The sequence below is a fragment of the Mesorhizobium sp. WSM4832 genome (genome assembly GCF_055811115.1).
Genome location: NZ_JBVVQH010000008.1, coordinates 99339 through 123397, shown reverse-complemented (window position 1 = coordinate 123397; position 24059 = coordinate 99339). Strand labels below are relative to the sequence as shown.

Here is a 24059-nt window from a genome sequence, read left to right as displayed (position 1 = left end):
TCGCCTGTGCCTTCACGCCAGTTCGTAGAGCGGCGTGCCGTAGCCGACGACCGCTCCGTCCTTGATCAGCGCCCCGCCCAGCACGCCGTCTGCCGGCGTGAGCACCGCTTTCAGGCACGGGCCGACCTGCAGGACGCCGACCGTCTCGCCCTTGCGGACCGTCTGGCCAGGTTTGGCAACCGGGTGGCCGGTGGTCGGGTGATAGAGGCGGAACACGCCGACGCCGGGCGCACGCACGCCCTTGAAGACCGTTTCGGCCTTCGGCGCTTCGGCCGCGGCCACGGGTGTCGGGGCAATAACGGCCTGTACAAGCAGGCGCAGCGAAAAGCCGGCCTCCGCCAGCTCGATCTCGCCTATGCCGGCGCTTGCGCACCAGGCAGCCAGCCTTTCGATCTCCTCAAGCGTCATCGCCGCCTCGTCGCTCAAGCAGACCGCCTTCGATGAGGTGTTCGAGATGATGAATATCGAAGCCTCCGGTAGCGAAGCCGGTATCCTCCATTAGGATGCCGTGCAGCGGCGCGTTGGTGGCGATGCCGACTGCCTCCATCTCGCCCAGCGCCCCGCGCATGCGCCGGATCGCCTCTGCCCGCGTCGCGCCATGCGCCAGCAGCTTGGCCACCAGCGAATCGTAGTGCGGCGGCACGGTGTAGCCGGAGTAGAGATGCGACTCGACGCGGATACCGGGACCACCGGGCGGCGTCCAGCGCTCGACCCGGCCCGGATGCGGCCGGAAGCTGTACGGATCTTCAGCGTTGATGCGGCATTCGACGGCGTGGCCTTGAATGCGGATGTCTTCCTGGCTGAACGACAGCGGTTCGCCGCGAGCGATGCGCATCTGCTCTCGCACGATATCGATGCCGGTGACGAGTTCGGTGACCGGATGCTCCACCTGCACGCGGGTGTTCATCTCGATGAAAGAGAAGCGCCCGTCCTCGTAGAGGAACTCGAACGTGCCGGCACCGGTATAGCCGATGGTCAGGCATGCGCGGGCACACAGATCGCCGATCTCGGCGATCGCCTCGCGGGCGATGCCAGGCGCCGGCGCCTCCTCGATGATCTTCTGGTGACGGCGCTGCATGGAACAATCCCGCTCGCCGAGCCAGACCGCCCTGCCGTGCTTGTCCGCCAGGATCTGGATCTCGATATGGCGCGGCTGCTCGAGGAATTTTTCCAGATAGACTTGCGGGTTGCCGAAGGCCCGGTCCGCCTCTTTCACCGCCATGGAAACGGCTTCCATCAGGGCCTGCTCATCGCGTACGATGCGCATGCCGCGCCCGCCTCCGCCACCCGCTGCCTTGACGATGACCGGATAGCCGATGGCCTCGGCAATGGCGCGCACCTCTTGCTCATCCTGCGGCAGCGCGCCCTTCGAGCCCGCAACGCAGGGAACGCCGGCAGCGATCATCGTGCGCTTGGCGGAGACCTTGTCGCCCATGGTGCGGATCGCCGTCGCGGACGGCCCGACGAGGATGAGGCCGGCGTTTTCGACGGCCTCGGCGAAGGCGGCGCTCTCCGAAAGGAAACCATAGCCCGGATGGATCGCGCCCGCGCCGGTGAGTTGCGCGGCCGCGATGATCTCGGCGATGTTGAGATAGCTCTCTGTCGCGGCAGCCGGTCCGATGCAGATCGCCTTGTCCGCCAGCGCGACATGGCGAAGGCTCGCATCGGCCTCCGAGTGCGCCGCCACCGTTTTCAATCCGAGATCGCGGCAGGCGCGCAGGATGCGCAGCGCGATTTCACCGCGGTTGGCGATAAGGACGGTATCGAACATCGCCCTCAGCCCTCATCTTCCAACACGAACAGCACGTCGCCGGACTGCACCGTTGCATGGTCGTCGAACGCGATCTGGACGATCCGCCCAGCGCGATTGGATTCCACGACATTGAGCGTCTTCATGGCTTCGAGGACGCCGATTTTCTGCCCCTCCGCGACCACATCGCCAATGGCAACCAGCGGCGGTTCGCCTTCGTCGCCAGAGCGGTAGAACACCCCCGTCAGCGGCGCGCGGATCGAATGGCGTGCGATAGGCGGAGATGTCGACGTCTGATCTGGGGAACGGGCGGTTACATCGGGCCCCGGCTGCACCTGCGACGCGGATTGCGCCGACGCCGTATGCCTGGACATGCGGACGCGAACGCCGTCGCGCTCGATCTCCAGTTCGGCAATGGGCGAACGCGAGACAAATTCGATCAGCTTCAGGACGAAGTCGAGATCCATCGCCGGCCCTACCGCAGCGCTTCGACAGCCTCGGCGATGCGGCTGATCGCCTTTTCGATCAGGTCCATCGACGTGGCTATGGAAATGCGGAAATGCGGCGACAGGCCATAGGCCGAGCCCTGCACCACTGCTACCCGCGCCTGATCGAGCAGGTAAAGCGAGAAATCGTCGTCGTCGCCGATAGGCGTGCCGTCCGGGCGGCGACGGCCGATCAGGGCCGAGCAATTGGGATAGAGATAGAAGGCGCCCTCGGGCGTCTGGCAGGTGAGACCGGGAATGACGCGCAGCAGCTCCAGGGCGCGGTCGCGCCGGGCCTGGAATTCGAGAGCGCGCGGACGAAGAAAGTCTTGAGGGCCTTCAAGCGCTGCTATGGTCGCGGCCTGCGAGATGGATGATGGGTTCGACGTGCTTTGGCTCTGCACGGTGGCCATGGCGCGGATCAGCGGTTCCGGCCCGCCGGCATAGCCGATCCGCCAGCCGGTCATGGCGTAGGCCTTCGACACGCCGTTTACCGTCAGCGTGCGATCCTTCAGCCGTGGCTCGACGCCGGCGATGGTATGGAAGACGCGCCCATCGAACAGGATATGCTCGTAGATGTCATCGGTCAGCACGTGAACATGCGGGTGGTCGAGCAGCACCCCGGCCAGGCCGGCAAGTTCGTCGCGGCTGTAGACGGCGCCAGTCGGATTGGACGGCGTGTTGAGCAGCAGCCATTTGGTGCGCCCGGTGATCGCGGCTCGCAGGGCTTGCGGCGTCAGTTTGAAGCCTTGCGCCTCGGTGCAGGGTACGACAACCGGCCTGCCTTCGCCGAGCAGGACGATGTCGGTGTAGGAAACCCAATAGGGCGCGGGGACAACCACCTCGTCACCGGGGGCCAGCGTTGCCAGCAGGGCGTTGTAGATGATCTGCTTTGCGCCGCCCGCGACACTGATTTGCGAAGGCTCGTAGTCGAGGCCGTTCTCGCGCCTGAATTTTCCGGCCACCGCCTTCTTCAGCGCGGCGGTGCCGTCGACCGCCGTATAGCGCGTCTCACCCCTGCGCATCGCTTCGTAGGCTGCCTCGACGATGTGCGGAGGCGTCGGAAAATCCGGCTCGCCGGCGCTCAGGCTGATGACGTCGATGCCGGCCGAGCGCATTTCGATTGCCCGCGCGGTGACCGCCATGCTGGGGCTTGGCTTGATGACGTCGAGACGGGGAGCGATGAAGCCCACGGAACAATCCTCGGCATGTCTGATATCTGGCAAAGATTGGATAATGTATTCCTATTTTCGCGTCAAACCCCTTTTTCTGCGTCGAAGACCGGGTTATGTCTCATTTCTGAGGTGGGGCGATAGAGGAAAGTATCCAATCCTCGTCACCACGCATGACATTCGAGATAGGGAACACGATTGGAATGGGCACAAACTATGATGTGGTGATTGTCGGCGGAGGCGTCGTCGGCAGCTCGATCGCCTACTTCCTGTCAGCCAATCCGGATTTCGATGGCAGGATCGCGGTGATCGAGCGGGACCCCTATTACACGGCCTCCTCGTCTTCCTTGTCGACCAGCGCCATACGCCAGCAGTTCGGCACCGCGCCGAACATCGCCATGTCGAAGTTCAGCATCGATTTCCTGCGCCAGGTAAAGACGCGGCTAGCCATTGGCGACGAGTTGGCGGACATCGGCCTGCATGAGCCCGGTTACCTCGTGCTGGCGACGCCCGAGCGGGCCGACGCGCAGCGTGCCAAGAACCGCGTTCAGCGCGGCATGGGCGTCGATGCCGAACTGATCGAGCAAGCCGATCTGGCGCGACGCTTCCCATGGCTCAACACGGACGATCTCGCCCTTGGCTCGCTCGGCCTCGGCAGCGAAGGCTGGTTCGACGGCCCCGGCCTGATGCAGGCATTCCGCCGCAAGGCACGCACTCAGGGCGTGGACTATCTTGCCTCGACCGTGACCGGACTGACCATGGCGTCTTCCCAAAAGGTCGGCGAAGTGGTGCTGGACAATGGCGAACGGCTTGCCGCCGGCACGGTGATCAACGCGGCCGGACCATGGAGCGCGGGCATTGCCAGGATGGCCGGCGTCGAGCTGCCGGTTGTCCCGAGCAAGCGCTGCGTCTTCGTCTTCGAAACGCCGGCAAGGATCGAAAACTGCCCCTTCGTCTTCGATACGAGCGGCGTCTGGCTGCGGCCGGAAGGTCAGCTCTTCCTGTGCGGTATTCCGCCGGTGCGCGAGAACGACCCAGACGATTTTGGCCTGGATGTAGACTACGATCTGTTCGACGAGTTGATCTGGCCGGCGCTGGCCCATCGTGTTCCCGGCTTCGAACAATTGCGCATGCTGCGCGCCTGGGCGGGTCTCTACGAATACAACACCTTCGACCACAGCGGCATCATCGGCCGGCATCCCGAGGTCTCGAACTTTGTCCTGGCCACCGGCTTCAGCGGCCACGGCATGATGCATGCGGCGGCGACCGGGTCGGGTGTCAGCGACCTCATTGCCTATGGCGAGTACCGCTCTGTCGACCTCTCGGCCTTTCGCTACGAGCGGATCGCCAGCAATCAGCCCATCGAGGAACATGTCTACTGAAGCGAAACGGGCGACATGGCATCGCAGTGACAACGGTGCTATGCGTCCACTTCTTCAATCAAAACGGCGCCAGTCGACAAACAAGGCGGCCGCCCCAGGCTGATTCATGCTCGTACAGAAGAAAACCATCTCGACCCAGGTCGCCGATGCCATCAGGCAGAAGATCCTGATCGGCGAATACGAGGCCAACTTCCAGCTGCGGCAGGAGCATCTGGCCACCGAGTTCGGCGTCAGCCGAATTCCGGTGCGAGAGGCGCTGCATCAGCTTCATTCGGAAGGCTTCGTCACGCTGGTTTCCCACAAGGGCGCCGTCGTCACCTCGATTTCCCTGGACGAGATCCTCGAGCTCTACGAATTGCGGGCCCGGATCGAAACATGGCTACTGGCCCTAGCCATTCCAAGGATGACGGAGGCCGACCTCGCTCTGGCCCGGGAGCGTGCAAAGCAGCACCAGGAGCAGGGCAAGACAGGCGAGTATTCGAACCAGCTCAACTGGAACTTCCACGCCGCGCTCTACGCGCCGTCCGGCCGCAAGGCGACGATCGAACTGGTCGGGCGTATCTACCAGCAACTGGAACGCTACACGCGCATGATGGTGACGCTCACCGAGATACAGGCACAGTCCGACCGCGACCACTGGCAGCTCATTGACCTGTGCGAGGCCAAGGATACGCTGCGCGCCGTGGGCCTTTTGGAAATGCATATCATCACCAGCGGCAAGTTCCTGGTCGACCGGCTTCAGGAATTGCGGGGCAGCTGACGGACCGGTCATTCCGGACATGGTCCGCATCGGCTTTCCTTTCTCGCGGTTGGATCATTTGCCGGGCAGATTGGTCGCCCTTGTCAGCAGGATGACGCCCGCCTTGTCGGCCGTATCGTAGTAGGTGAAGCCGGTGCGGTTTTCCCGGCGCCCGCGCATCAGCACGGCAAGTCCGTCGGTTTTCGCCTTGGTTTCGGCTGCGTCCGCATCACGAACCTCAAAGCCGATATGGAAGACGCCTTCGCCCTTGGTATCGAGATGAATCCGCTGTGGTGAAGGATCGTGGTTTGGCTGGCACAGTTGCAGCTGAGTGTTCGGCAGGTTGCAAATTCGGTATTGCATCGCCTTGAACCCCTCGGGGCTTGGGACTTGGAGTTCTTCGTATTCGGCCAGCGGCGGATAGGCTTCCCACGGTCCTATGCCGATTGAATCGTAATAAGCCTGCGCCTTGTCGATATCACGCACGACGATGCAGATGTGATGCAGCTTGTCGAAATTGCCCATATTCTCACTTCCCATTCTTCTCATCCCTGATCGGAACCGTATAGTTCAGCACGCGCCGGCCCCCATCGGGATAGATCGTCTCGCCGGTGATGTAGGACGCATCGTCGCTGGCCAGGAACGCCACGACGGAAGCGATCTCGGCGGCCGTGCCGAGACGCCCGAGCGGTGTGCGCGATAGGATCGCGCGGCGCGTTTCCTCGGAGTCGATGAAGGTCCCATCCATCACCATCTCCGTCGCGATGGTGCCCGGGCCGACGCCGACCACACGGATGCCATGGGGAGCGAAGGCGACTGCCGCGGTGCTGGTGACCTGGTTCATGCCGCCCTTGGAGATCGCGTAGGTGGCGACGCGCGGGTTGGCGAGGCCCGAATTGATCGACGACATGTTGATGATGACGCCGCCTCCTCCCTGCGCGATCATCTGGCGGGCGGCAGCCTGGGTGCCCATGAACGCACCTTTCAGATTGACTGCGAGGACCCTGTCGTAATCCGCCTCGCTGATGTCGAGAAAGTCCTGGACCGGAGCGATGCCGGCATTGTTGACCATGATGTCGACACGGCCGAACTTCGCCACCGCCGCCGCAACCAGCGCATCGACCTGGTCCTTCTTGCTGACATCCGTGACGACCGCCAGGACGCTGTCGGTCGTGCCTATTTCAGCGGCACATTTCTTCAGCTCGGCGACATCGATATCGCCGAGCACGAGCTTCGCGCCTTCGGTCAGAAAACGCTCCGCGCAAGCGCGTCCAATGCCGCGTGCCGCCCCGGTGATCACCGCCACCTTGCCCGCCTGTCTCATGTCCAGTTCCTTCGTCATTGTGGGCAGACCACCGTTCCGGGGAGCGGCGCGCCGGGCTCGGCCACGGATAAGGATGATTCCCTCACCGAGGCTAGCCTAGCGGATCACGAAGGGATTGGCGGTCTTGCCGGCCGTGTCTATCCACACCGTCTTGGTCTGCAGATAGGAATTGATCGCCTCCTGTCCGCTCTCGCGGCCGATGCCGCTCCTCTTGTAGCCGCCGAAGGGCGCCATATAGGAGACGGCGCGGTATGAATTAATCCAGACCATCCCCGCTTCCATCGCGGCCGCGCCGCGCAGCGCCCGGCCCATGTCGCTGGTCCATATCCCTGCCGCCAGCCCAAAGGGGCTGTCATTGGCGATGGCAAAAGCCTCCTCCTCGTCGTCGAACGGAATGACGGACAGGATTGGCCCGAACACCTCTTCGCGCGCGATCCGCATGGTGTTGTCCACGCCGGTGAAGATGGTGGGCTCGACGAACCAGCCCTCGGCCAGTTCACCGGACGCCGGCTTGCCGCCGCCCAATACGCAAAGCGCGCCCTCGCGGCGTGCTATGCCGAGGTAGGACAGCACCTTCTCGCGCTGGGCTTGCGTGGTGATCGGCCCCACCTGCGTCTCTTGCAGCGCCGGATTGCCCAATCGGGCGCTGGCCGCCAGCGTTACGACGCCTTCCACGAACCGGTCGTGGATTTTGCGATGCACCAGCAGGCGCGAACCGGCGATGCAGGTCTGGCCGCTGGCCGCGAAGATGCCTGAGATCGCGCCGTTGACCGCGCTCTCGATATCGGCGTCGTCGAAGACGATGTTGGCCGATTTGCCGCCGAGCTCCAGCGTGACGACTTTAAGCTGTTCGGCAGCGGCTCGATAGACGGCGATCCCGCCGGGCTCACCACCGGTGAAGGCGATCTTGGCGACGTTGGGATGGGAAACAAGCGGCACGCCGACATCGAGCGGCATGCCGGTAACGGTGTTGACCACGCCGGGTGGGAAGCCCGCCTGCGCAAACAGTTTCACGAACTCCAGCGCCGAGGCCGAGGCGTGTTCCGATGGCTTGATGACGACGGTGTTGCCGGCCGCCAGCAGCGGCGCGAGCTTCCATGTCAGAAGCAAAAGCGGCGAATTCCAGGGCACGATGGCTGCAATGACACCCAGCGGCTCGTGGCGGGTGAAGGCGAACATGCCGGCCTTGTCGATCGGCAGCACCGCCCCTTCGATCTTGTCGGCAAGACCGCCGAAATAGCGGAACCATTCCGGGATGTAGCGCAGCTGCGCCGTCATCTCGGTGAGCAGCTTGCCATTGTCGCGCGTCTCGATGGCGGCAATGCGCTCCGCGTTCTTCGCGATCAGGTCGGCCATTCGCACGAGCAGCTTGCCGCGCGCGGTCGGCGTGATGCCAGCCCATTCCTTCGACCGGAAAGCCGCCTTGGCGGACGCCACGGCGGCATCCACCTCAGCCTCTCCGCCGCGCGGGATCAGCGCCCAGGGCCTGCCAGTGAAGGGATCGTGGCTCTCGAATGTATCGGCGGTCGACTGGAGCCGACCGCCGACCGTGTTCTGGAAGCTGACCAGCGCCATATCGACCTCAACAGGTGGCAAAGCCCAGATGGGCGCGAAAGCGGTTCTTGACCTCAACCGCATCGCGAGGCGGCAGCGAGCGCGGCAGGTTCTCGGCGGTGATTTTCAGCACGAAAAGACGCGGGCCGTCGGCCGGGCGACGCAGCTTTTCACAGAGCGTGTCGACCTCCTCCAGCGAACGCAATTCTGCGGTTTCCGAGAAACCGCAAGCGGCAGCGACCTTGTCGAAGCCAATGCCTCGACCGGTATGGCTCGACTGCATGCCCGTCTCGCCGAAATGCTGGTTATCGAGGACGATCAGGTCGAGATTCCTCGGCCGCGCCACCGAGATCGTCGCCAACGAACCGAACGCCATCAGCTGTTCGCCGTCCCCGGTGATGACCATGACCCGCTTCTGCGGCTGGGCCTGGGCTAGCCCGAGGCCGATTAGCGCCGCGCCACCCATCGCGCCCCAGAGATAGTAGTTGTCGTTGCGGTCACCGGCGGCATGCACGTCGTAGCTCGGCGAGCCGAGACCGGTCACGACCAATGCGCCGTCGCGGGCGGCAAGGAGCTTCTTCACCGCAACTCTGCGGTCCATTGTCGGTAACGTCACGTCGTTCACCACTTCTTCTTGCCGAGCAGCCGTTGCCCGATCAGCACTGCGATCTGCTGGTCGGCGTCGAAAGCCATGGCGGCCGCTTGCGCAACCGTTTCCACCAGGTCGTCACCAGTCTCGGCGCGCTGCACCCTGAGCCCGATTGCCTTCAGCGAGGCCTCCGTCGCCTGCCCCATCGGCACCTGCCATGGGTTGAACTCGGCCCACTCGCCTCGCATCGTCACCAGAACGAGCAAGGGAAAGCGCGCATGCACGGGAAGCGAGAGCATATTGATGCAGTTGCCAACGCCGGAAGATTGCATGAGCACGACGCTCCGCTTGCCTCCGAGCCAGGCGCCTGCAGCAATGGCGATGCCCTCCTCTTCGGTCGTCAAGACATTCGTGACGACCTCAGGATCCGCGCCAAAGAGGCGGATCAATGTGGTATGGCCAGCATCCGGCACATAGGACATATGGCTGATGCCGGCAGCCTTGAGCACATCATAGACCTGGTCTGGCCACTGCTTTTCAGATGCAGCCGGGGCAGATGCAACCGCAGTTGTTTCCGGCTGTTTCGCTTGTACGCTCGCCGTCACCTTGGACCTCCGAGAATTGGGTTGGCATTAGATTACCTCAGCTCTCCGATCTAATCTTCGTCCCTTTCTTGTGATCAGATATAATGATATTCGATAGCTCATGGAACTATCGCAGCTGCGGACCATGATCCACGTCGCTGAACTCGGCAGCCTCAGCAAGGCTGCCGACCGGCTACGCATTGCGCAGCCAGCGCTCAGCCGGCAGGTGCGCCTGCTGGAGGAGGAATTGGGCTTTGCCCTGTTCCTGCGCCACGGGCGCGGCATGGTGCTGTCCGAGCAGGGCAAGGAAGTTCTGACGCACGCCATGCGCGTGATGGCTGAGATCGACGAGATCCGCGCCACGGCCACGCCCGCCGATGCGCCGCTGACCGGCGAAGTCGCCATCGGCCTGCCACCTACCGTTGCGGACATTATTTCGTTGCCGCTGGCTGCAGCCTTCGGCAAGGCTCACCCCAAGGCGAAACTCAGACTTGTCAGCGCCTACACCGGCTATTTGCTGGACTGGATGCACCGTGGCGAGGTGGACGTCGCGGTGCTCTACGACCCGCGCATGGCGCGTTCGTTGCGCTCGCGCCCGTTGCTCCTGGAAAATCTCTTCCTGATCGGACCGCCAGACTCGGGGTTTTCAACCGTGCGCGCCGTATCGTTCGCCTCGCTCGCCGGCAAGCGCCTGCTGCTGCCCAGCATCAAGCATGGGCTGCGCATCATTGTCGAACGCTGCGCTGCGGAAATCGGCATCACGCTCGATGTCGGCATCGAAGCGGATTCGTATGCCGCGCTGAAGGACCTAGTGCGCAGCGGCCACGGCTGGACGATCCTGCCGCTCGCTCCTATCCATGCCGACGTGACTGCGGGGCTGCTCACCGCCGCGCCGCTGATCGATCCTGTGCCCGTGCGCCGCCTCATCCTTGCCTACCCGGCAGACCGGCCTGCCTCGCGGCTGGCGCAGTTTGCCGGACAAGCGATAGAAGACATCGCCAAGGACCTTGTCGGGCGAGCCGTCTGGGTTGGCCAGCTTCTTGGCCCTTCATCCTAAGCATTTGAATTTCGTTATATCTGGTCACGCCAGCCTTGCATTGCTGATAGGACGAAGAAGCGTGATAGTGAGGCCCGCAGCAAGACGAAGGCCGGGCAAATCTCATGGAACAGTATCAGGACATTCGGGATGCCGTGGCCAAGCTGTGCGCCCACTTCCCCGGAGAGTACTGGCGCGCCCTCGACAGGGACATGACCTACCCGGGTGAATTCGTCGAAGCGTTGACGGAGGCCGGTTGGCTCTCGATCCTGATCCCGGAGGCGTATGGCGGCTCGGGCCTGCCGCTTTCTGCCGCCGCCGCCGTGCTGGAGGAAATCCAGCGCGCCGGCTGCAACGGCGGTGCCTGCCACGCACAGATGTACACGATGGGTACGCTTCTTCGCCATGGCTCGGAAGCGCAGAAACTGCGATACCTGCCGAAGATCGCCGCGGGAGAATTGCGCCTGCAGGCCTTCGGTGTCACGGAGCCGACCAGCGGTACAGATACTGGCGCGCTCAAGACCACGGCTCGCCTCGACGGCGATCATTTCGTGGTCAAGGGCCAGAAGATTTGGACCAGCCGGGCCGAACATTCGGATCTAATGCTGCTTCTGGCGCGCACCACGCCGCTCAAGGATGGCATGAAGAAGACCGACGGCCTGTCCGTCCTCATTGTCGACATGCGCGAGGCAGTTGGCAACGGACTGACCATCCTGCCGATCCGCACTATGATGAACCACGCCACCACCGAGGTCTTCTTCGACGACCTGCGCGTGCCGGCCGAAAACCTGGTCGGCGAAGAGGGCAAGGGCTTCCGATACATCCTCTCCGGCATGAACGCCGAGCGCATCCTGATCGCCGCCGAATGCGTCGGCGACGCCAAGTGGTTCATCGAAAAGGCAAGCGCCTACGCCAGGGAACGCCATGTTTTCGGCCGGGCGATCGGCCAGAACCAGGGCATCCAGTTCCCGATCGCCAGGGCCTACGCCAACATGCGCGCCGCCGAACTGATGGTGCGTGAGGCGCTCACCCTTTACGAAGCCGGCAAGAACCCCGGCGCCGAGGCGAACATGGCCAAGATGCTGGCGGCCGACGCTTCCAACGAAGCCGCCAATGTCTGCATCCAGACGCATGGCGGGTTCGGTTTCGCGGAAGAGTACGACGTCGAGCGCAAGTTCCGCGAGACGCGCCTCTATCAGGTCGCTCCGATCTCGACCAACCTCATCCTGTCTTTCCTGTCCGAGCACGTGCTCGGGCTGCCACGTTCCTACTAGGAGTAGTCGCCATGAACGTCCTCATCGTCTACGCCCATCCGGAACCCAAATCCTTCAACGGCGCCATGAAGGATCTCGCTGTGGACACCTTGAGCCGCGCAGGCCACGACGTGGCCGTCAGCGACCTCTATGCGATGGGCTTCAATCCTGTCGCCGGGCCGGACGACATAACCGGCGAACGCAACGATCCGGACTTTTTCAGCCTGCCGCGCGAGCAGACTGCCGCCTACGATGCCGGCGTGCTCTCCGCCGACATCAGCGTCGAGATCGAAAAGCTGAAGCGGGCGGACTTCGTGCTGTTCCAGTTCCCGGTTTGGTGGTTCGGAATGCCCGCAATGCTCAAGGGCTGGGCCGACCGTGTGTTCGCGCGTGGTTTCGCCTATCTGCCGGGGCGCAAATACGACACCGGCATGTTCAAGGGAAAGCTCGCCATGGTGGCCGCCACCACCGGCACATCGGCCGACACCTATGCGCCCGACGGCATTGATGGCGACATCCTCACGTTGCTGTGGCCGATCCACAATGGCCTGCTTCGCTACTCAGGCTTCGACGTGTTGCCGCCCTTCGTCGCCCATATGCCAGGCCGCGTCGGCGACGATGGTCGCAAGTCCTATCTGGAAGCCTACCGCAAACGGCTCGAAGACATCGACGGCACGCCGCGCCTGTTCTTTCATCCAGCCGAGGACTACGGCAAGGACGAGCGACTGAAGCCTGGTGTGCTTGCCCGCTCTGGGGTGCAGCGCAATGTCTGATGCCACCCGCCCTCTGGAGGGTCTGTTCGTCGTTTCGATCGAGCAGGCGGTCGCCGCTCCGCTCTGCACGGTCCGCCTCGCCGATGCCGGGGCGCGCGTCGTGAAGATCGAGCGCCCGGAAGGCGAAACCGCGCGTCATTACGATTCCACAGTGGAAGGCATGTCGGCCTACTTCGTCTGGCTCAACCGCGGCAAGGAAAGCGCGATGCTCGACCTGAAGGCCGAGCACGACCTGGCTTTGCTGCATCGTATGGTGGCGCGCGCGGATGTTCTCGTACAGAATCTTGCACCGGGCGCGATCGACCGGCTTGGCCTTTCCGCCGATGTGATTGCGGAAAAGTTCCCCCGGCTGATTGCCATCAACATCGTCGGCTACGGGCAAGACACGCCTTATGCGGCGATGCGCGCCTACGACATGCTGGTGCAGGCGGAAAGCGGCATCTGCGCCGTCACCGGCACAGCCGACACGCCGTGCAAGATCGGGGTTTCCGCTGCAGACATCGCCACCGGCATGAATGCCCATGCGGCGATCCTCGAAGCATTGTTGGCGCGCGAGAAGACCGGGCGAGGTCGCATTGTTGAGATCGCCATGTTCGACGCCATGGCCGACTGGATGACGGTGCCGCTGCTGCACTACGAACATGCGGGTCGCGACACCCAAAGGCATGGCCTGGCGCACGCTTCAATCTATCCCTATCGACCTTATGCCTGCAGGGATGGCGCCGTGGTCATGTCCATTCAGCAGAACAGTGAATGGAAGCGCTTCTGCACCGTGGTCTTGCAGAGACAGGATCTGTTCGCCGACGAACGCTTCGCCACCAATGCCTGGCGGGTGGCCAATCGCACGGCACTCGATGCCGAAATCGAACCGATCTTCGCGGCAATCGACTGCGACGAGGCCATCGACCGTCTCAATGGTGCGCAGATCGCCTGGGGCCGCATGAGCGAGATGCGCGACCTGCCGCAACACAAGGCACTGCGCCGGACAGAGGTGGCGCTACCGGGCGGCAAGCGCATAGCAGTGCCGGTGCCGGCAGGGCGGCCGGAGGGATTCGCAGCAGCACCCAACGTTCCCGCACTCGGCGCCGACACGCATCGAATCCGGTCCGAATTCGCGGTCTGAGGGGGAAGGCGATGAGCCCGGACACGGCATTGCAGAATTGGGTTGGACGTAGCCGCGAAGTCGAGGACATCGTGACGCCGCGTTTGCTGGCCGGTTTTAGCGCCACGCTTGGGGAGTACGCAGCGCAAACTGCCGAGGGCTCGGCCCTGCCCGGACTTCATTGGTGCCTGGCGCCCGACATTGCCGATATGCGCGACCTCGGACCTGACGGGCACCCGGCCAAAGGCGTCTACCTGCCGCCGGTTCCGCTTCCACGCCGCATGTGGGCTGCCAGCGACGTGCGTTTTATGGCGCCAATCCGCAGCGGCGACACCATCCGCCGCCGCTCGACGTTGAGCGCTATCGAGGAAAAGCAGGGCCGCACCGGGCCGCTCATCTTCGTCACGATCCGGCACGACATCGCCAGCGACGCCGGTCCGGTGATCGAGGAGGACCAGACCATTGTCTATCGCGCCGCCAACGCTGCCGCGGCGACCCCTGCCCCGCCGGCAAGTCCGCTCCCGGCCGCGTCGCACGAGCGCAGGGTTGACGTGGATCCGGTGCTGCTCTTTCGCTATTCCGCGCTGACCTTCAATGGACATCGCATCCACTACGACACGCCTTACGCCAGGACGGTCGAGCACTATCCCGGGCTCGTCATCCATGGCCCGCTCCAGGCGACGCTGCTCATGAACTTCGCCACCGCCATCGTCGGCCGGTCGCCGCGCCGCTTCTCATTCCGGGGCGTGCAGCCAGCGACAGGCCCGCAGCACCTGCTTCTGAGGGCAACGTCGCCGGGCAATGACGGCATGGCTCTCGAAGTACGGTCGGCCGACGGCCATGTGACCGTGAAGGCCACGGCGCAATGGTGAACTTCGTCACGCCTGTCGTGCCGCTCTTCGTGCCGGGCTCCCGCCCGGAGCGGTTTGCCAAGGCCGACAGCAGCGGTGCGGATGCGGTCATTCTCGACCTCGAGGATGCCGTCGCCCCGGGCGACAAGGACCGCGCTCGGGAAGCCGTTGTTGCTTATGCGGCCACACTGAAATCTCCGGGCGTGGTCCGCATCAACGCCGCCGGCACACCTTGGCACGAAGCAGACATCGACGCCGTGCGGCGCCTCGACAGCGTCTCAGTCATGCTGCCCAAGGCCGAGCGGCCGGCAGACATTGGCAATCTCACCAGGCGCATGGCCCGCAGCGTTTGCGTCATCGCGCTGGTCGAGAGTGCCGTCGGCTTGGCCAACCTGCCCGACATATTGGGCACGGCCGGCGTGGTTGCCGTCGCCTTCGGTTCGGTTGACTTCTCACTCGATCTCGATTGCGCGCATGATCGACTGACCCTGCTTGCGGTCCGCAACGAACTCGTCTGGCGTTCACGCGCGGCCGGCCGTGCCGCGCCGATCGATGGCGTAACGACGGACCTGAGCAGCCCTGAAATCACCGAAGATGACGCGCGCCACGCAATGAAGATGGGCTTTGGTGGCAAGATGGCGATTCACCCGAGGCAGATCGAGCCGATCCGCAATGCCTTTCGCCCGAGTGAGAGCCAAATCACCTGGGCACGGGACATCGTCGGCGCAGCTTCGTCCGGCGAAGCTGTCCAGGTGAACGGCGAAATGGTGGACCGGCCAGTCATCGAGCGGGCAAGGCGGATCCTACGCCGGGGCCGGCTTGGTCTAGAGGGCACAGAGGAGGAGCAATGAGCCTTGACACCGCCGATTGGCCGACAGCCAGGCTTTGCGCCTTCATCGCCGGGCTCGACTTCGAGCAAATTCCGCCGCGCGTCGTTCATTTCGCGAAAGGACTGATGATCGACTGGCTCGGCTCAACCCTCGCCGGCAAGGGCGCGCGCCAGGTCGAGATCATCGACGGCTTTGCTCGCGCAATGGGGCCGGCGGACGGCCCAAGCATCGTCATCCCGACGAGACGACGCACGAGCCCCTACTTCGCGGCGATGGTCAATGCCGCTGCCTCCCATGTGGTGGAACAGGACGACGTTCACAACGGCTCGGTCTTTCACCCAGCTGCGGTGATCTTTCCAGCCGTTCTGGCGGTTGCGGAGGCAGAGAAGAAGACCGGGCGTGAAATCCTGACTGCTTGCATCGCCGGCTACGAGGTTGGCATCCGGGTCGGAGAGTTCCTGGGGCAGTCACATTACCGGATCTTCCACACAACGGGCACGGCCGGCACTATCGCCGCGGCCGCCGCTGTCGGGAAGTTGATTGGGCTGGACGCAGCCGGCATCAACCATGCACTCGGCTCCGCCGGTACCCAGGCAGCGGGGCTCTGGGAATTCCTGCGCGACGCCGCCGATTCCAAGCAGCTTCATACCGCGCGGGCGACCGCCAACGGCCTGTGTGCTGCCTTCTTGGCCCGCGATGGCTTCAAGGGGGCCGCGCAGATCCTTGAAGGGAAAAAGGGCATGGCGGCCGGCATGTCCAGCGATGCCGATCCGGCCCGCCTGACGGATGGCCTCGGCAGCCGTTGGGCAACCGAGGAGACGTCCTTCAAATGGCATGCCTCCTGCCGGCACACGCATCCGGCCGCTGACGCGCTGCAGTCTCTCATGCGCCGCGAAGGGCTGGGGCAGGACGACATCGCGGACGTCGTGGCCCATGTCCACCAGGGAGCCATAGATGTGCTAGGTGCCGTGGACATTCCGCAAACCGTCCACCAGGCGAAGTTCTCCATGGGCACGGTCTTGGGGCTCATCGCCGTCCACGGCGTCGCCGATCTCGACACGTTCGAACGCCACGCACTTGCCGATGACCGAGTCGCGCGCTTCCACGCAAGGGTGCGAATGGAACGCGACGCCGAGGTCGACACCCTTTATCCCAAGCAATGGGTCGGCAAGGTGAGCGTCACGACCGTCGATGGCCGCAAACTCAATGCCCGCGTCGACGAACCCAAGGGCGACCCCGGCAACACGCTTGCGCAACAAGAATTGGAAGCCAAGGCTATACGCCTTGCCGAATTTCGAGGCGGGGCCACCGCTGATGAGATGCGCCGCTGCATAGCCCGTGTCTGGAAGCTCGATCAGCCCGGAAGCACATCGGACATCGTGAAATTCTAGTCTCGAATTGACATCAACCGAGGCCGAACGCCTTGAATTAGATTGACGAGACTGTCCCGTTCCTCGGGCGGGTAAATCCGAAGGCCGGGGGCGTCAGCGTTCCACCACACGCAGCGCGTGATTGGTGCGACAAGCGGCGGGCACCACCATTTCTTGGCGATATCATTGGCCTGATTTTGACACTCCTTTGGTCAATCTCGATAGGGCGCGGCGCGCGAAACCGCCCAGCAAAGCGCTTGCCTATTTGGTATGCTGGTATAATGTGTACCTGACATAGCGTCATCGTCAGCAGATACGCTGTGCCGAGGGCTGTCAAAGCCGATCGTTCGTTGGGAGGAAGATAACCATGAGAGTTTCAATCGTTGCGGCGCTCGCCGGCGCCGCACTGACGACGGGTGTCGCCGCGTTGCCGGCGATGGCGTCACCAGACGCGCCCGTCATCGCGCTGGCCAATGCCTATTACGGCAACACCTGGCGGCATCAGATGGTCGAGGCTTTCGAGGCCTCGGCCAAGGAAGCGAAGGCCGCCGGGCAGATCGCCGACTATATCGTGATGAACGGCGACGGCTCGGTCGCTCAGCAGAACAGCCAGATCGCCGAACTGATCCTGAAGAAGGTCGACGTGCTCGCAGTCGACGCCGCCTCGGAGACCGCGGTCAACGGCGTCATCGAGAAGGCCTGCAAGGCCGGCATCATCGTCATCTCCTTCGATTCTGTCGCGTCCGCACCTTGCAACTATCAGCTCAATTTCGACTTCAAGGGTTACAAGGCCGCCCAGGCGGAAGCCGTCTTCAAGATGCTCGGCGGCAAGGGCAACGTCATCCAGGTGCGCGGGGTGAAGGGCTCGGCGCCCGACAATGACATGTTCAACGCTCAGCAGTCGGTGCTGGCGAAATATCCCGACATCAAGGTGGTCGCGACCGTCTACGGCCAGGCGACGGCATCGGTGGCGCAGTCGGCGATCGCCAACGTGCTTCCTTCGCTGCCGCGTGTCGACGCCGTGCTCGGCCAGGGCGGCAGCGACGATGTCGGCATCGCGCAGGCCTTCGTCCAGTATGGCGGCGAGTACAAGGACAAGATGCCGATCATCGAAGGCGGCGGCGGCACCGACTTCGTCAAATGGTGGGCCGAGGAGAACGCCAAGAACGGCTACCAGACCGTGTCGATGAACACCACGCCCGGTATCGGCGGCGCCGCCTTCTGGCTTGGCCTGTCGCTGCTCAAGGGCGCCAAGGCGCCCAAACTGATGATCATGCCGGTGGCGACCGTCGATGCCGGCAATCTGAAGGACTATGCGAAGCTGCCGGGCGGCCAGATCATCAGCCCGAGCTATTCGCTGGACTGGGTCAAGCAGAACCTGCTCAGCAAGTAACGCGACCCGCCACGGATCGGGCGTCGCCTGTGGCCGCGCCCGATCTTCGCTTGCGAAGAACCGGAGGACGAATGTCCCATATCGCCGTTGCCGCACAGGACATCGCCACAGCCGCGGCGCCATCTTCTGCCGCTAGGCCCAGCGTCGTCTCGCTCGGCGGGATCACCAAGAGTTTCGGGCCGACGCTCGCCAATGCCGGGATCGATCTTTCCGTCGGCACCGGCGACGTGATCGGGCTGGTCGGCGGCAACGGCGCCGGAAAATCGACGCTGATGCGCATCCTGTGCGGCGCGATGTGGCCGACGCTCGGCTCGATTTCCTTTGCCGGCGAAGACGTGGCCTTCTCCGGCTACGACACCGGCGAAGCGCAGCGACGCGGCATCCGCATGGTGCACCAGGAGCTGTCGCTCTGCGCGAACCTGTCCGTCGCTGAGAACTTTTTCCTGGAAACCCCGAGCGATTCCGCAAGTCGGCCGGGCTGGCGCGCGCTCTACAGCACCCGCGCCCGCGCGGCGCTGGACGCCGTCTTTCCCGGTAACGGCATCGACACCGACGTCGAGGTCGGACACCTGACGATCGCCGAGCGGCAGATGGTGGAGATCGCGCGCGCCGCGGCGACGCCCGGCGTCAAGCTCATCGTGCTCGACGAGCCGACATCCTCGCTCGACCTCGACCGCTCGAAACAGCTCAGGGCTTTTGTTCGCGAGCGGGCGAAAGCCGGGCTCGCCTTCATCTTCATCAGTCACAAGCTGCAGGAAATCATCGACATCGCCACCGAGGTCGTGGTGCTGCGCAACGGCCGCACCGCCTGGCAGGGCCGTGCCGCGGAGGCTTCGATCGGCAAGCTTGTGCAGCTGATGGGCGGCGATGCCAATCCCGTCCACCAGCACGCCGTCGCGGCCGCATCCTCCCAGGACGTGCTGGTACGGCTGTCCGGACCGCTGACGGCCGAACTTGGCCGAGACATCGACATCATGCGCGGCGAGATCGTCGGGCTGGCGGGTCTCGAAGGCAGCGGGCAGAAGGAATTGCTGCACGCGATCTTCATCCCCGACCGAAAGCAGCACGGTGCAGTCACCAGGCATGCGGACGCAGGCTTCATCGCCGGCGACCGGCAGAAGGAAGGCGTGTTCCCGCTGTGGAGCGTGCTTTCCAACATCAGCATCGGCGCGCTCGCGCGCCGCCCGGCGCTGGGTATGGTTTCAGACCGCGCCAGCCGCGACACCGCTTCGCGTGCCGCCAGCCGCCTGCGGCTGGACGACAGGCGCTTCCAGTCCAACATCACCGAGCTCAGCGGCGGCAACCAGCAGAAGGCGCTTGTGGCGCGGGCGCTGGTCGCCGACACGCCGGTCATCCTGCTCGACGACCCGACGCGCGGCGTCGACATCGCCACCAAGCAGGATTTCTACCGGCTCTGCAACGAGGTCGCGCGCGGCGGCCGGGCATTGGTCTGGCACACGACCGAGGATGCGGAGCTGCTCGCCTGCGACCGCGTGCTGGTCTTATCCGGCGGCCGGATCGTCAAGGAGCTGGCAGGCGAGGCGATCACCGAGCAGGCGATCGTCGGCGCCTCTTTCGCGCAATCGACGGACAGGCAAGCGAGCACGATCCGAAACCGGACCGCCGCGGCGCGGATCGGCCGCCGGCTGGTCAATGCGGCGCCGTTCATCGGGCTTGCCGCCGTGCTTACGATCATGATCGCGATCAACCCGGCGGTCGCCTCGACTTTCGGTCTCGACCTGCTGCTGATGCCGGCGCTGTCGCTGGTGCTGGTGACGGCGGCGCAGATGTTCATCGTCGGCGGCAGCGAGATCGATCTCGGCGTCGGCGCCTTCGCAGGCCTGGTCAGCGTGCTCAGCGCCACGCAGCTCTACGACCAGCCCTGGCTCGGCGCATTGGCCCTGGCGGCAGCGGTCGCCGCCTATGCCGGTCTCGGCGGCGTGATCCAGGCGCGCAAGATTCCGGCAATCGTCGTCACGCTCGGCGCATCCTTCATCTGGATGGGCATAGGCTATGCGCTGCAGCCGACTCCGGGCGGCGCCAGTCCGGACTGGCTGTCGGCGCCTTTCAACTGGTCGCTCGGCTTCGTGCCGACTTCGATCGTCCTGATCGCCGCCGTGGCGCTGATCGTGCTCGTCATCGACCGGCTGCCGCTCGGCGTGGTGCTGCGCGGCTTCGGCAATAACCCGGCGGCGATGATCCGCTCGGGATGGTCGCCGACGCGCTACGCGCTGGTGCGCTATCTCATCGCCGGATTGTTCGCCGCTGCCGCCGGCTTGTCGCTGACGGCCATCAACACGGCGAGCGACATCAATTCCGGCAATTCCTATACCTTGCTCAGCGTTGCCGCCGTGGTGATGGGCGGTTGCTCGCTGCTCGGCGGCATCATCTCGCCGGTGGGCGCCATCGCCGGCGCGGTGACACTGTCGCTAATCGGCGCGCTGCTTGGCACGCTCAGCGTCAGCAGCGACTACAACGCCGCCACGCAAGGGTTGATCCTGATCGCGCTGCTCACTCTGCGCAGCCTGACCGCGGACCGCAGGAGCGAGCCATGAACACGCTCGACGGCTTCGGTATCTGGGCGCAGCGCAACCGCTGGATCTGGTCGGCGATCGGCGTGCTGGTCTTGTGGCTGGTGCTCTCCGTCGTCACCAGCCGCTTCAGCCTGTCCAGCCTGTCCGGCGTCATTCTGTCGGCCTCCTTCCTGACGGTCGTCGGCATCGGCCAGATGTTCGTGGTGACGACCGGGCGCGGCAACATCGACCTGTCGGTCGCCTCGGTGATCACGCTCAGCGCCTTCGTCGCTCTGCTCACCGTCAAGGGCCAGGATGCGAACCTCGCCATCGGCGTGCTCGCCGCCATCCTGCTCGGCCTTGCCGTCGGGGCGCTCAATTCGCTGCTCGTCGTCGGCCTGGGCATTCCGGCGATCATCGCGACATTGGCGACTGGCTATGTGCTGGCGACGGCAACGCTTCTGTCGAACAGGGCGATACCGGGCTTCGCCGTCAGCCCGGCGCTGAAGGACCTGGCGACGGGGCGCATTTCCGGCGTGCCGATCATGGCCGTCATCGCCATCATCGGCGTGGCGGCGACTGCCTTCGTGTTGCGCTACACCGTGTTCGGACAATTGCTGTCGGCTGTCGGCCAGAACCGCGCCGCGGCACGGCTCGCCGGCATCCGCAATGGCCCGATCATCGCCTCGGCCTTCGTCATCTCCTCGGTGCTGGCATCGCTCGACGGGCTGTTGCTCGGCGCTTATATCGGCGGCGCTTTCCTCGAAATGGGCCAGCCCTATCTCTTGCAGTCGATCGCCGCCGTGGTGCTTGGCGGAACGCTGATCTTCGGCGGCTCGGCGACGGCTCTGGGAACGCTCTTCGCCAGCATCCTGCTCATCCTCATAGTCACCACCATGCAGATCATCGGCCTGCCTCCCGGTGCCCAGGACATCGTGCAGGGCATCGTCGTCATCTTCGTGCTGGCATTGGCCGGACGCCAGGCATTGGCGCGGCGTCGGTCTGTCGACCTCGCGGACGGCGACGACGATCCGACGATAAAATCGGAAGCGAACGCAGCGACGGCCCAGCCGGAATGACGGACAAGCAACAGACGATTCCTCTTGCCAACTCATGGTAGAGTGATCATACCAGTATATAAGATGACGATTGGCGTGAGCCGTCGTCTGAACATCAGGAGCAGGGTTAGATGACAACGATTGCGCTGTTCGGTGCCGGCGGCAAAATGGGCTACCGCCTGTCGACCAACTTTCGCGGGTCGCCCTACGTGATACATCATGTCGAGATCAGCGAAGCGGGCAAGGAGCGGCTGAAGACCGGGCTCGGCATCGACACGCTTGGCGTCGACGAGGCGCTCGCGGGTGCCGACGTGGTGATCCTGGCGGTTCCCGACACGCATATAGGCCAGGTCGCGTCCGGCATCGAGAGCAAGCTGGCGCCGGGAACGATGGTGATTGTGCTCGACGCCGCGGCGCCCTTTGCCGGCCATCTGCCCAAGCGCTCCGACCTCACCTATTTCGTCACCCATCCCTGCCATCCGCCGATCTTCAACGACGAAACCGACATGGCGGCCAAGAAGGACTTCTTCGGCGGCGTCAAGGCCAAGCAGCATTTCGTCAGCGCCCTGATGCAGGGCCCGGAGGAGGACTACGCCAAGGGTGAGGAGATCGCCCGCATCATCTGGGCGCCGGTGATGCGCTCGCATCGGGTGACCGTCGAGCAGATGGCGTTGCTCGAGCCCGGGCTCTCAGAGACGGTCTGCGCTTCGCTGCTTGTCGTCATGAAGGAGGCCGTCGACGAGGTCGTCGCGCGAGGCGTCGACCGCCAGGCGGCGCTCGACTTCCTGCTCGGCCACATGAACGTGCTTGGCGCCGTCATCTTCGGCGAAACCAAGGGCGTGTTCTCGGACGCCTGCAACAAGGCCATCGAATTCGGCAAGCCAGTGCTGATGCGTGACGACTGGAAGCGCGTCTTCGAGCCGGAGGAGATCGCTGCCAGCATCCAGCGCATCACCTGAGACGACCGTTTATCAGGTACATATCACCTGAATTAGTGATTGACTCATCATACCAGTTGGCTTTAGCTGTTCAGGCTCGGGTTGCTGGGGACGAGCGGAGGAGGATGGCGGGGATCGGCAGCCAGGTTCGGAGAAAGCCCGGCAAGGGCTTTCAAGGTCCGGGCGGCGCGGCCTGCACCGCCTGACGAATTCAGACAAAATGGCCTCGGTCGTCCGGGGCAGGTTTTTCAACGGGAGGACTTCATGAAACTCACTCGCAGAATGACGCTTGCGGCTTTCGCCGGCGTGCTCGCACTCGGTACCGCAATGCCTGCCTATGCGGCGGACCTGATCGCCATCATCACGCCGTCGCACGACAATCCGTTCTTCAAGGCGGAAGCCGTCGGCGCCGAGGCCAAGGCCAAGGAGCTTGGCTACGAAACTCTGGTGCTGGTCCATGACGACGACGCCAACAAGCAGTCGCAGCTGATCGACACGGCGATCGGCCGCGGCGCCAAGGCGATCATTCTCGACAACGCCGGCGCCGACGCCACCGTCGCCGCCGTGCAGAAGGCCAAGGACGCCGGCGTCCCGTCATTCCTGATCGATCGTGAGATCAACGCCACCGGCGTCGCCGTGGCGCAGATCGTCTCCAACAACTACCAGGGCGCCCAGCTCGGCGCGCAGGAATTCGTCAAGCTGATGGGCGAGAAGGGCAACTATGTCGAGCTGGTCGGCAAGGAGTCCGACACCAATGCCGGCATCCGCTCCAAGGGCTATCACGATGTGATCGACGACTATCCGGACCTGAAGAAGGTCGCGCAGCAGTCAGCCAACTGGAGCCAGACCGAAGCCTATTCCAAGATGGAGTCGATCCTGCAGGCCAACCCGGACATCAAGGGCGTGATCTCCGGCAACGATACGATGGCGATGGGCGCCTACGCGGCACTCGCCGCCGCCGGCCGCAAGGACGTCATCGTCGTCGGCTTCGACGGCTCGAACGATGTGCGCGACTCCATCACCTCGGGCGGCATCAAGGCGACCGTGCTGCAGCCGGCATTCGCCCAGGCGCAGATGGCCGTCGAGCAGGCCAACGAGTACATCAAGAACAAGAAGTCGCCCGAGAAGGAAAAGCAGCTGATGGATTGCGTCCTGATCACTGGCGATAATGCTCCCAAGCTGGAAACCTTCGCGCTCAAGAACTGAGCCGGCGCGACGCAAGCTGCGGGGGGGGGGCGCGCGGTGGCCCCGCGCCGCCAGATAAAAATAAGGGGGGGTTATATTTGTGTTTTAAAAAAAAGAAGCGGCCGACGAAGAGGATAGTTTAGATATAGGTGGTGGCCGGATCATTTAAAAAAAAAAT

23 protein-coding genes are annotated in these 24059 nt (G+C 64.0%); 14 read left to right on the top strand and 9 right to left on the bottom strand.

The features are described 5' to 3' along the window. Positions 1-12: 12 nt before the first annotated feature. Genes AC0L2L_RS13635 through AC0L2L_RS13620 form a run of 4 tightly spaced genes read right to left on the bottom strand, consistent with a single transcriptional unit; the run spans position 13 to position 3428 of the window. Positions 13-426: an acetyl-CoA carboxylase biotin carboxyl carrier protein gene (locus AC0L2L_RS13635; RefSeq protein WP_473579061.1), complete on the bottom strand. Its 414-nt coding sequence runs from the start codon at positions 424-426 to the stop codon at positions 13-15. After that, positions 398-1771: an acetyl-CoA carboxylase biotin carboxylase subunit gene (gene accC, locus AC0L2L_RS13630; protein WP_473579059.1), complete on the bottom strand. Its 1374-nt coding sequence runs from the start codon at positions 1769-1771 to the stop codon at positions 398-400. The genes AC0L2L_RS13635 and accC overlap by 29 nt, the downstream gene beginning before the upstream one ends. A gap of 5 nt (positions 1772-1776) precedes the next feature. Then, positions 1777-2217 (bottom strand): acetyl-CoA carboxylase biotin carboxyl carrier protein, encoded by a 441-nt coding sequence (locus AC0L2L_RS13625; protein WP_473579057.1) that lies wholly within the window; start codon positions 2215-2217, stop codon positions 1777-1779. A gap of 8 nt (positions 2218-2225) precedes the next feature. Beyond that, the gene (locus AC0L2L_RS13620; protein WP_473579055.1) at positions 2226-3428 is read right to left on the bottom strand and encodes a pyridoxal phosphate-dependent aminotransferase; all 1203 of its coding nucleotides are present in this window, start codon (positions 3426-3428) and stop codon (positions 2226-2228) included. A 182-nt stretch (positions 3429-3610) separates the two neighbouring features. Between AC0L2L_RS13620 and AC0L2L_RS13615 the strand changes: the two genes are divergently transcribed. Next, complete coding sequence (locus AC0L2L_RS13615) at positions 3611-4789, top strand: NAD(P)/FAD-dependent oxidoreductase (protein ID WP_473579053.1); 1179 nt, start codon at positions 3611-3613, stop codon at positions 4787-4789. Positions 4790-4895: 106 nt separating this feature from the next. Continuing rightward, positions 4896-5549, top strand: coding sequence for a GntR family transcriptional regulator (locus AC0L2L_RS13610; protein WP_027167548.1), 654 nt, complete (start codon positions 4896-4898; stop codon positions 5547-5549). Positions 5550-5603: 54 nt separating this feature from the next. On the opposite strand, the gene AC0L2L_RS13605 is transcribed toward AC0L2L_RS13610, so the two are convergent. From AC0L2L_RS13605 to AC0L2L_RS13585, 5 genes are all read right to left on the bottom strand, one after another. Then, entirely contained in the window at positions 5604-6053 is a 450-nt protein-coding gene (locus tag AC0L2L_RS13605) for a VOC family protein (protein WP_473579050.1), read from the bottom strand. A gap of 4 nt (positions 6054-6057) precedes the next feature. Next, a complete protein-coding gene (locus tag AC0L2L_RS13600; protein ID WP_473579049.1) occupies positions 6058-6852 on the bottom strand; it encodes an SDR family NAD(P)-dependent oxidoreductase in 795 nt (264 codons plus the stop codon). A gap of 96 nt (positions 6853-6948) precedes the next feature. After that, entirely contained in the window at positions 6949-8427 is a 1479-nt protein-coding gene (locus AC0L2L_RS13595) for an aldehyde dehydrogenase (protein ID WP_473579047.1), read from the bottom strand. A gap of 7 nt (positions 8428-8434) precedes the next feature. Continuing rightward, positions 8435-9022: a thiamine pyrophosphate-dependent enzyme gene (locus AC0L2L_RS13590; protein ID WP_473579213.1), complete on the bottom strand. Its 588-nt coding sequence runs from the start codon at positions 9020-9022 to the stop codon at positions 8435-8437. Between the two features lie 5 nt (positions 9023-9027). Further along, a complete protein-coding gene (locus AC0L2L_RS13585; RefSeq protein WP_473579045.1) occupies positions 9028-9600 on the bottom strand; it encodes a thiamine pyrophosphate-binding protein in 573 nt (190 codons plus the stop codon). A 100-nt stretch (positions 9601-9700) separates the two neighbouring features. Between AC0L2L_RS13585 and AC0L2L_RS13580 the strand changes: the two genes are divergently transcribed. The 12 genes from AC0L2L_RS13580 to AC0L2L_RS13525 all read left to right on the top strand — a co-directional run bounded on the left by AC0L2L_RS13580 (position 9701) and on the right by AC0L2L_RS13525 (position 23902). Then, positions 9701-10636 carry a LysR substrate-binding domain-containing protein gene (locus tag AC0L2L_RS13580; RefSeq protein WP_473579043.1) on the top strand — a complete coding sequence of 312 codons (936 nt, stop codon included), beginning with the start codon at positions 9701-9703 and terminating at the stop codon, positions 10634-10636. A gap of 104 nt (positions 10637-10740) precedes the next feature. Next, positions 10741-11889, top strand: coding sequence for an acyl-CoA dehydrogenase family protein (locus AC0L2L_RS13575; RefSeq protein ID WP_473579041.1), 1149 nt, complete (start codon positions 10741-10743; stop codon positions 11887-11889). A gap of 11 nt (positions 11890-11900) precedes the next feature. Next, a complete protein-coding gene (locus tag AC0L2L_RS13570) occupies positions 11901-12641 on the top strand; it encodes an NAD(P)H-dependent oxidoreductase (protein ID WP_473579039.1) in 741 nt (246 codons plus the stop codon). Further along, a complete protein-coding gene (locus tag AC0L2L_RS13565; RefSeq protein WP_473579038.1) occupies positions 12634-13764 on the top strand; it encodes a CaiB/BaiF CoA transferase family protein in 1131 nt (376 codons plus the stop codon). The genes AC0L2L_RS13570 and AC0L2L_RS13565 overlap by 8 nt, the downstream gene beginning before the upstream one ends. Before the next feature lie 11 nt (positions 13765-13775). Beyond that, positions 13776-14615 carry an HTD2 family dehydratase gene (locus tag AC0L2L_RS13560; protein WP_473579037.1) on the top strand — a complete coding sequence of 280 codons (840 nt, stop codon included), beginning with the start codon at positions 13776-13778 and terminating at the stop codon, positions 14613-14615. Next, entirely contained in the window at positions 14609-15445 is an 837-nt protein-coding gene (locus AC0L2L_RS13555; RefSeq protein ID WP_473579035.1) for an HpcH/HpaI aldolase/citrate lyase family protein, read from the top strand. Before AC0L2L_RS13560 ends, AC0L2L_RS13555 begins: the two co-directional genes overlap by 7 nt. Beyond that, entirely contained in the window at positions 15442-16815 is a 1374-nt protein-coding gene (locus AC0L2L_RS13550; RefSeq protein WP_473579033.1) for an MmgE/PrpD family protein, read from the top strand. The genes AC0L2L_RS13555 and AC0L2L_RS13550 overlap by 4 nt, the downstream gene beginning before the upstream one ends. 346 nt (positions 16816-17161) lie before the next feature. Continuing rightward, entirely contained in the window at positions 17162-18187 is a 1026-nt protein-coding gene (locus AC0L2L_RS13545) for a substrate-binding domain-containing protein (RefSeq protein WP_473579031.1), read from the top strand. Between the two features lie 71 nt (positions 18188-18258). Further along, positions 18259-20742, top strand: a complete 2484-nt coding sequence (locus AC0L2L_RS13540; RefSeq protein ID WP_473579029.1) for an ATP-binding cassette domain-containing protein — start codon at positions 18259-18261, stop codon at positions 20740-20742. Then, positions 20739-21779 carry an ABC transporter permease gene (locus tag AC0L2L_RS13535; protein WP_473579027.1) on the top strand — a complete coding sequence of 347 codons (1041 nt, stop codon included), beginning with the start codon at positions 20739-20741 and terminating at the stop codon, positions 21777-21779. The genes AC0L2L_RS13540 and AC0L2L_RS13535 overlap by 4 nt, the downstream gene beginning before the upstream one ends. A gap of 110 nt (positions 21780-21889) precedes the next feature. After that, positions 21890-22717, top strand: a complete 828-nt coding sequence (locus tag AC0L2L_RS13530; protein ID WP_473579025.1) for a phosphogluconate dehydrogenase C-terminal domain-containing protein — start codon at positions 21890-21892, stop codon at positions 22715-22717. Positions 22718-22960: 243 nt separating this feature from the next. Next, positions 22961-23902 (top strand): substrate-binding domain-containing protein, encoded by a 942-nt coding sequence (locus AC0L2L_RS13525; RefSeq protein ID WP_473579023.1) that lies wholly within the window; start codon positions 22961-22963, stop codon positions 23900-23902. Positions 23903-24059: the final 157 nt, after the last annotated feature.

Excerpts from the sequence above, each read along its gene's own strand:
- accC (WP_473579059.1), bottom strand. The coding sequence starts at position 1,771 with ATGTTCGATACCGTCCTTATCGCCAACCGCGGTGAAATCGCGCTGCGC.
- AC0L2L_RS13625 (WP_473579057.1), bottom strand. The coding sequence starts at position 2,217 with ATGGATCTCGACTTCGTCCTGAAGCTGATCGAATTTGTCTCGCGTTCG.
- AC0L2L_RS13615 (WP_473579053.1), top strand. The coding sequence starts at position 3,611 with ATGGGCACAAACTATGATGTGGTGATTGTCGGCGGAGGCGTCGTCGGC.
- AC0L2L_RS13610 (WP_027167548.1), top strand. The coding sequence starts at position 4,896 with ATGCTCGTACAGAAGAAAACCATCTCGACCCAGGTCGCCGATGCCATC.
- AC0L2L_RS13605 (WP_473579050.1), bottom strand. The coding sequence starts at position 6,053 with ATGGGCAATTTCGACAAGCTGCATCACATCTGCATCGTCGTGCGTGAT.
- AC0L2L_RS13600 (WP_473579049.1), bottom strand. The coding sequence starts at position 6,852 with ATGAGACAGGCGGGCAAGGTGGCGGTGATCACCGGGGCGGCACGCGGC.
- AC0L2L_RS13595 (WP_473579047.1), bottom strand. The coding sequence starts at position 8,427 with ATGGCGCTGGTCAGCTTCCAGAACACGGTCGGCGGTCGGCTCCAGTCG.
- AC0L2L_RS13580 (WP_473579043.1), top strand. The coding sequence starts at position 9,701 with ATGGAACTATCGCAGCTGCGGACCATGATCCACGTCGCTGAACTCGGC.
- AC0L2L_RS13575 (WP_473579041.1), top strand. The coding sequence starts at position 10,741 with ATGGAACAGTATCAGGACATTCGGGATGCCGTGGCCAAGCTGTGCGCC.
- AC0L2L_RS13570 (WP_473579039.1), top strand. The coding sequence starts at position 11,901 with ATGAACGTCCTCATCGTCTACGCCCATCCGGAACCCAAATCCTTCAAC.
- AC0L2L_RS13565 (WP_473579038.1), top strand. The coding sequence starts at position 12,634 with ATGTCTGATGCCACCCGCCCTCTGGAGGGTCTGTTCGTCGTTTCGATC.
- AC0L2L_RS13560 (WP_473579037.1), top strand. The coding sequence starts at position 13,776 with ATGAGCCCGGACACGGCATTGCAGAATTGGGTTGGACGTAGCCGCGAA.
- AC0L2L_RS13555 (WP_473579035.1), top strand. The coding sequence starts at position 14,609 with ATGGTGAACTTCGTCACGCCTGTCGTGCCGCTCTTCGTGCCGGGCTCC.
- AC0L2L_RS13550 (WP_473579033.1), top strand. The coding sequence starts at position 15,442 with ATGAGCCTTGACACCGCCGATTGGCCGACAGCCAGGCTTTGCGCCTTC.
- AC0L2L_RS13545 (WP_473579031.1), top strand. The coding sequence starts at position 17,162 with ATGAGAGTTTCAATCGTTGCGGCGCTCGCCGGCGCCGCACTGACGACG.
- AC0L2L_RS13540 (WP_473579029.1), top strand. The coding sequence starts at position 18,259 with ATGTCCCATATCGCCGTTGCCGCACAGGACATCGCCACAGCCGCGGCG.
- AC0L2L_RS13535 (WP_473579027.1), top strand. The coding sequence starts at position 20,739 with ATGAACACGCTCGACGGCTTCGGTATCTGGGCGCAGCGCAACCGCTGG.
- AC0L2L_RS13530 (WP_473579025.1), top strand. The coding sequence starts at position 21,890 with ATGACAACGATTGCGCTGTTCGGTGCCGGCGGCAAAATGGGCTACCGC.
- AC0L2L_RS13525 (WP_473579023.1), top strand. The coding sequence starts at position 22,961 with ATGAAACTCACTCGCAGAATGACGCTTGCGGCTTTCGCCGGCGTGCTC.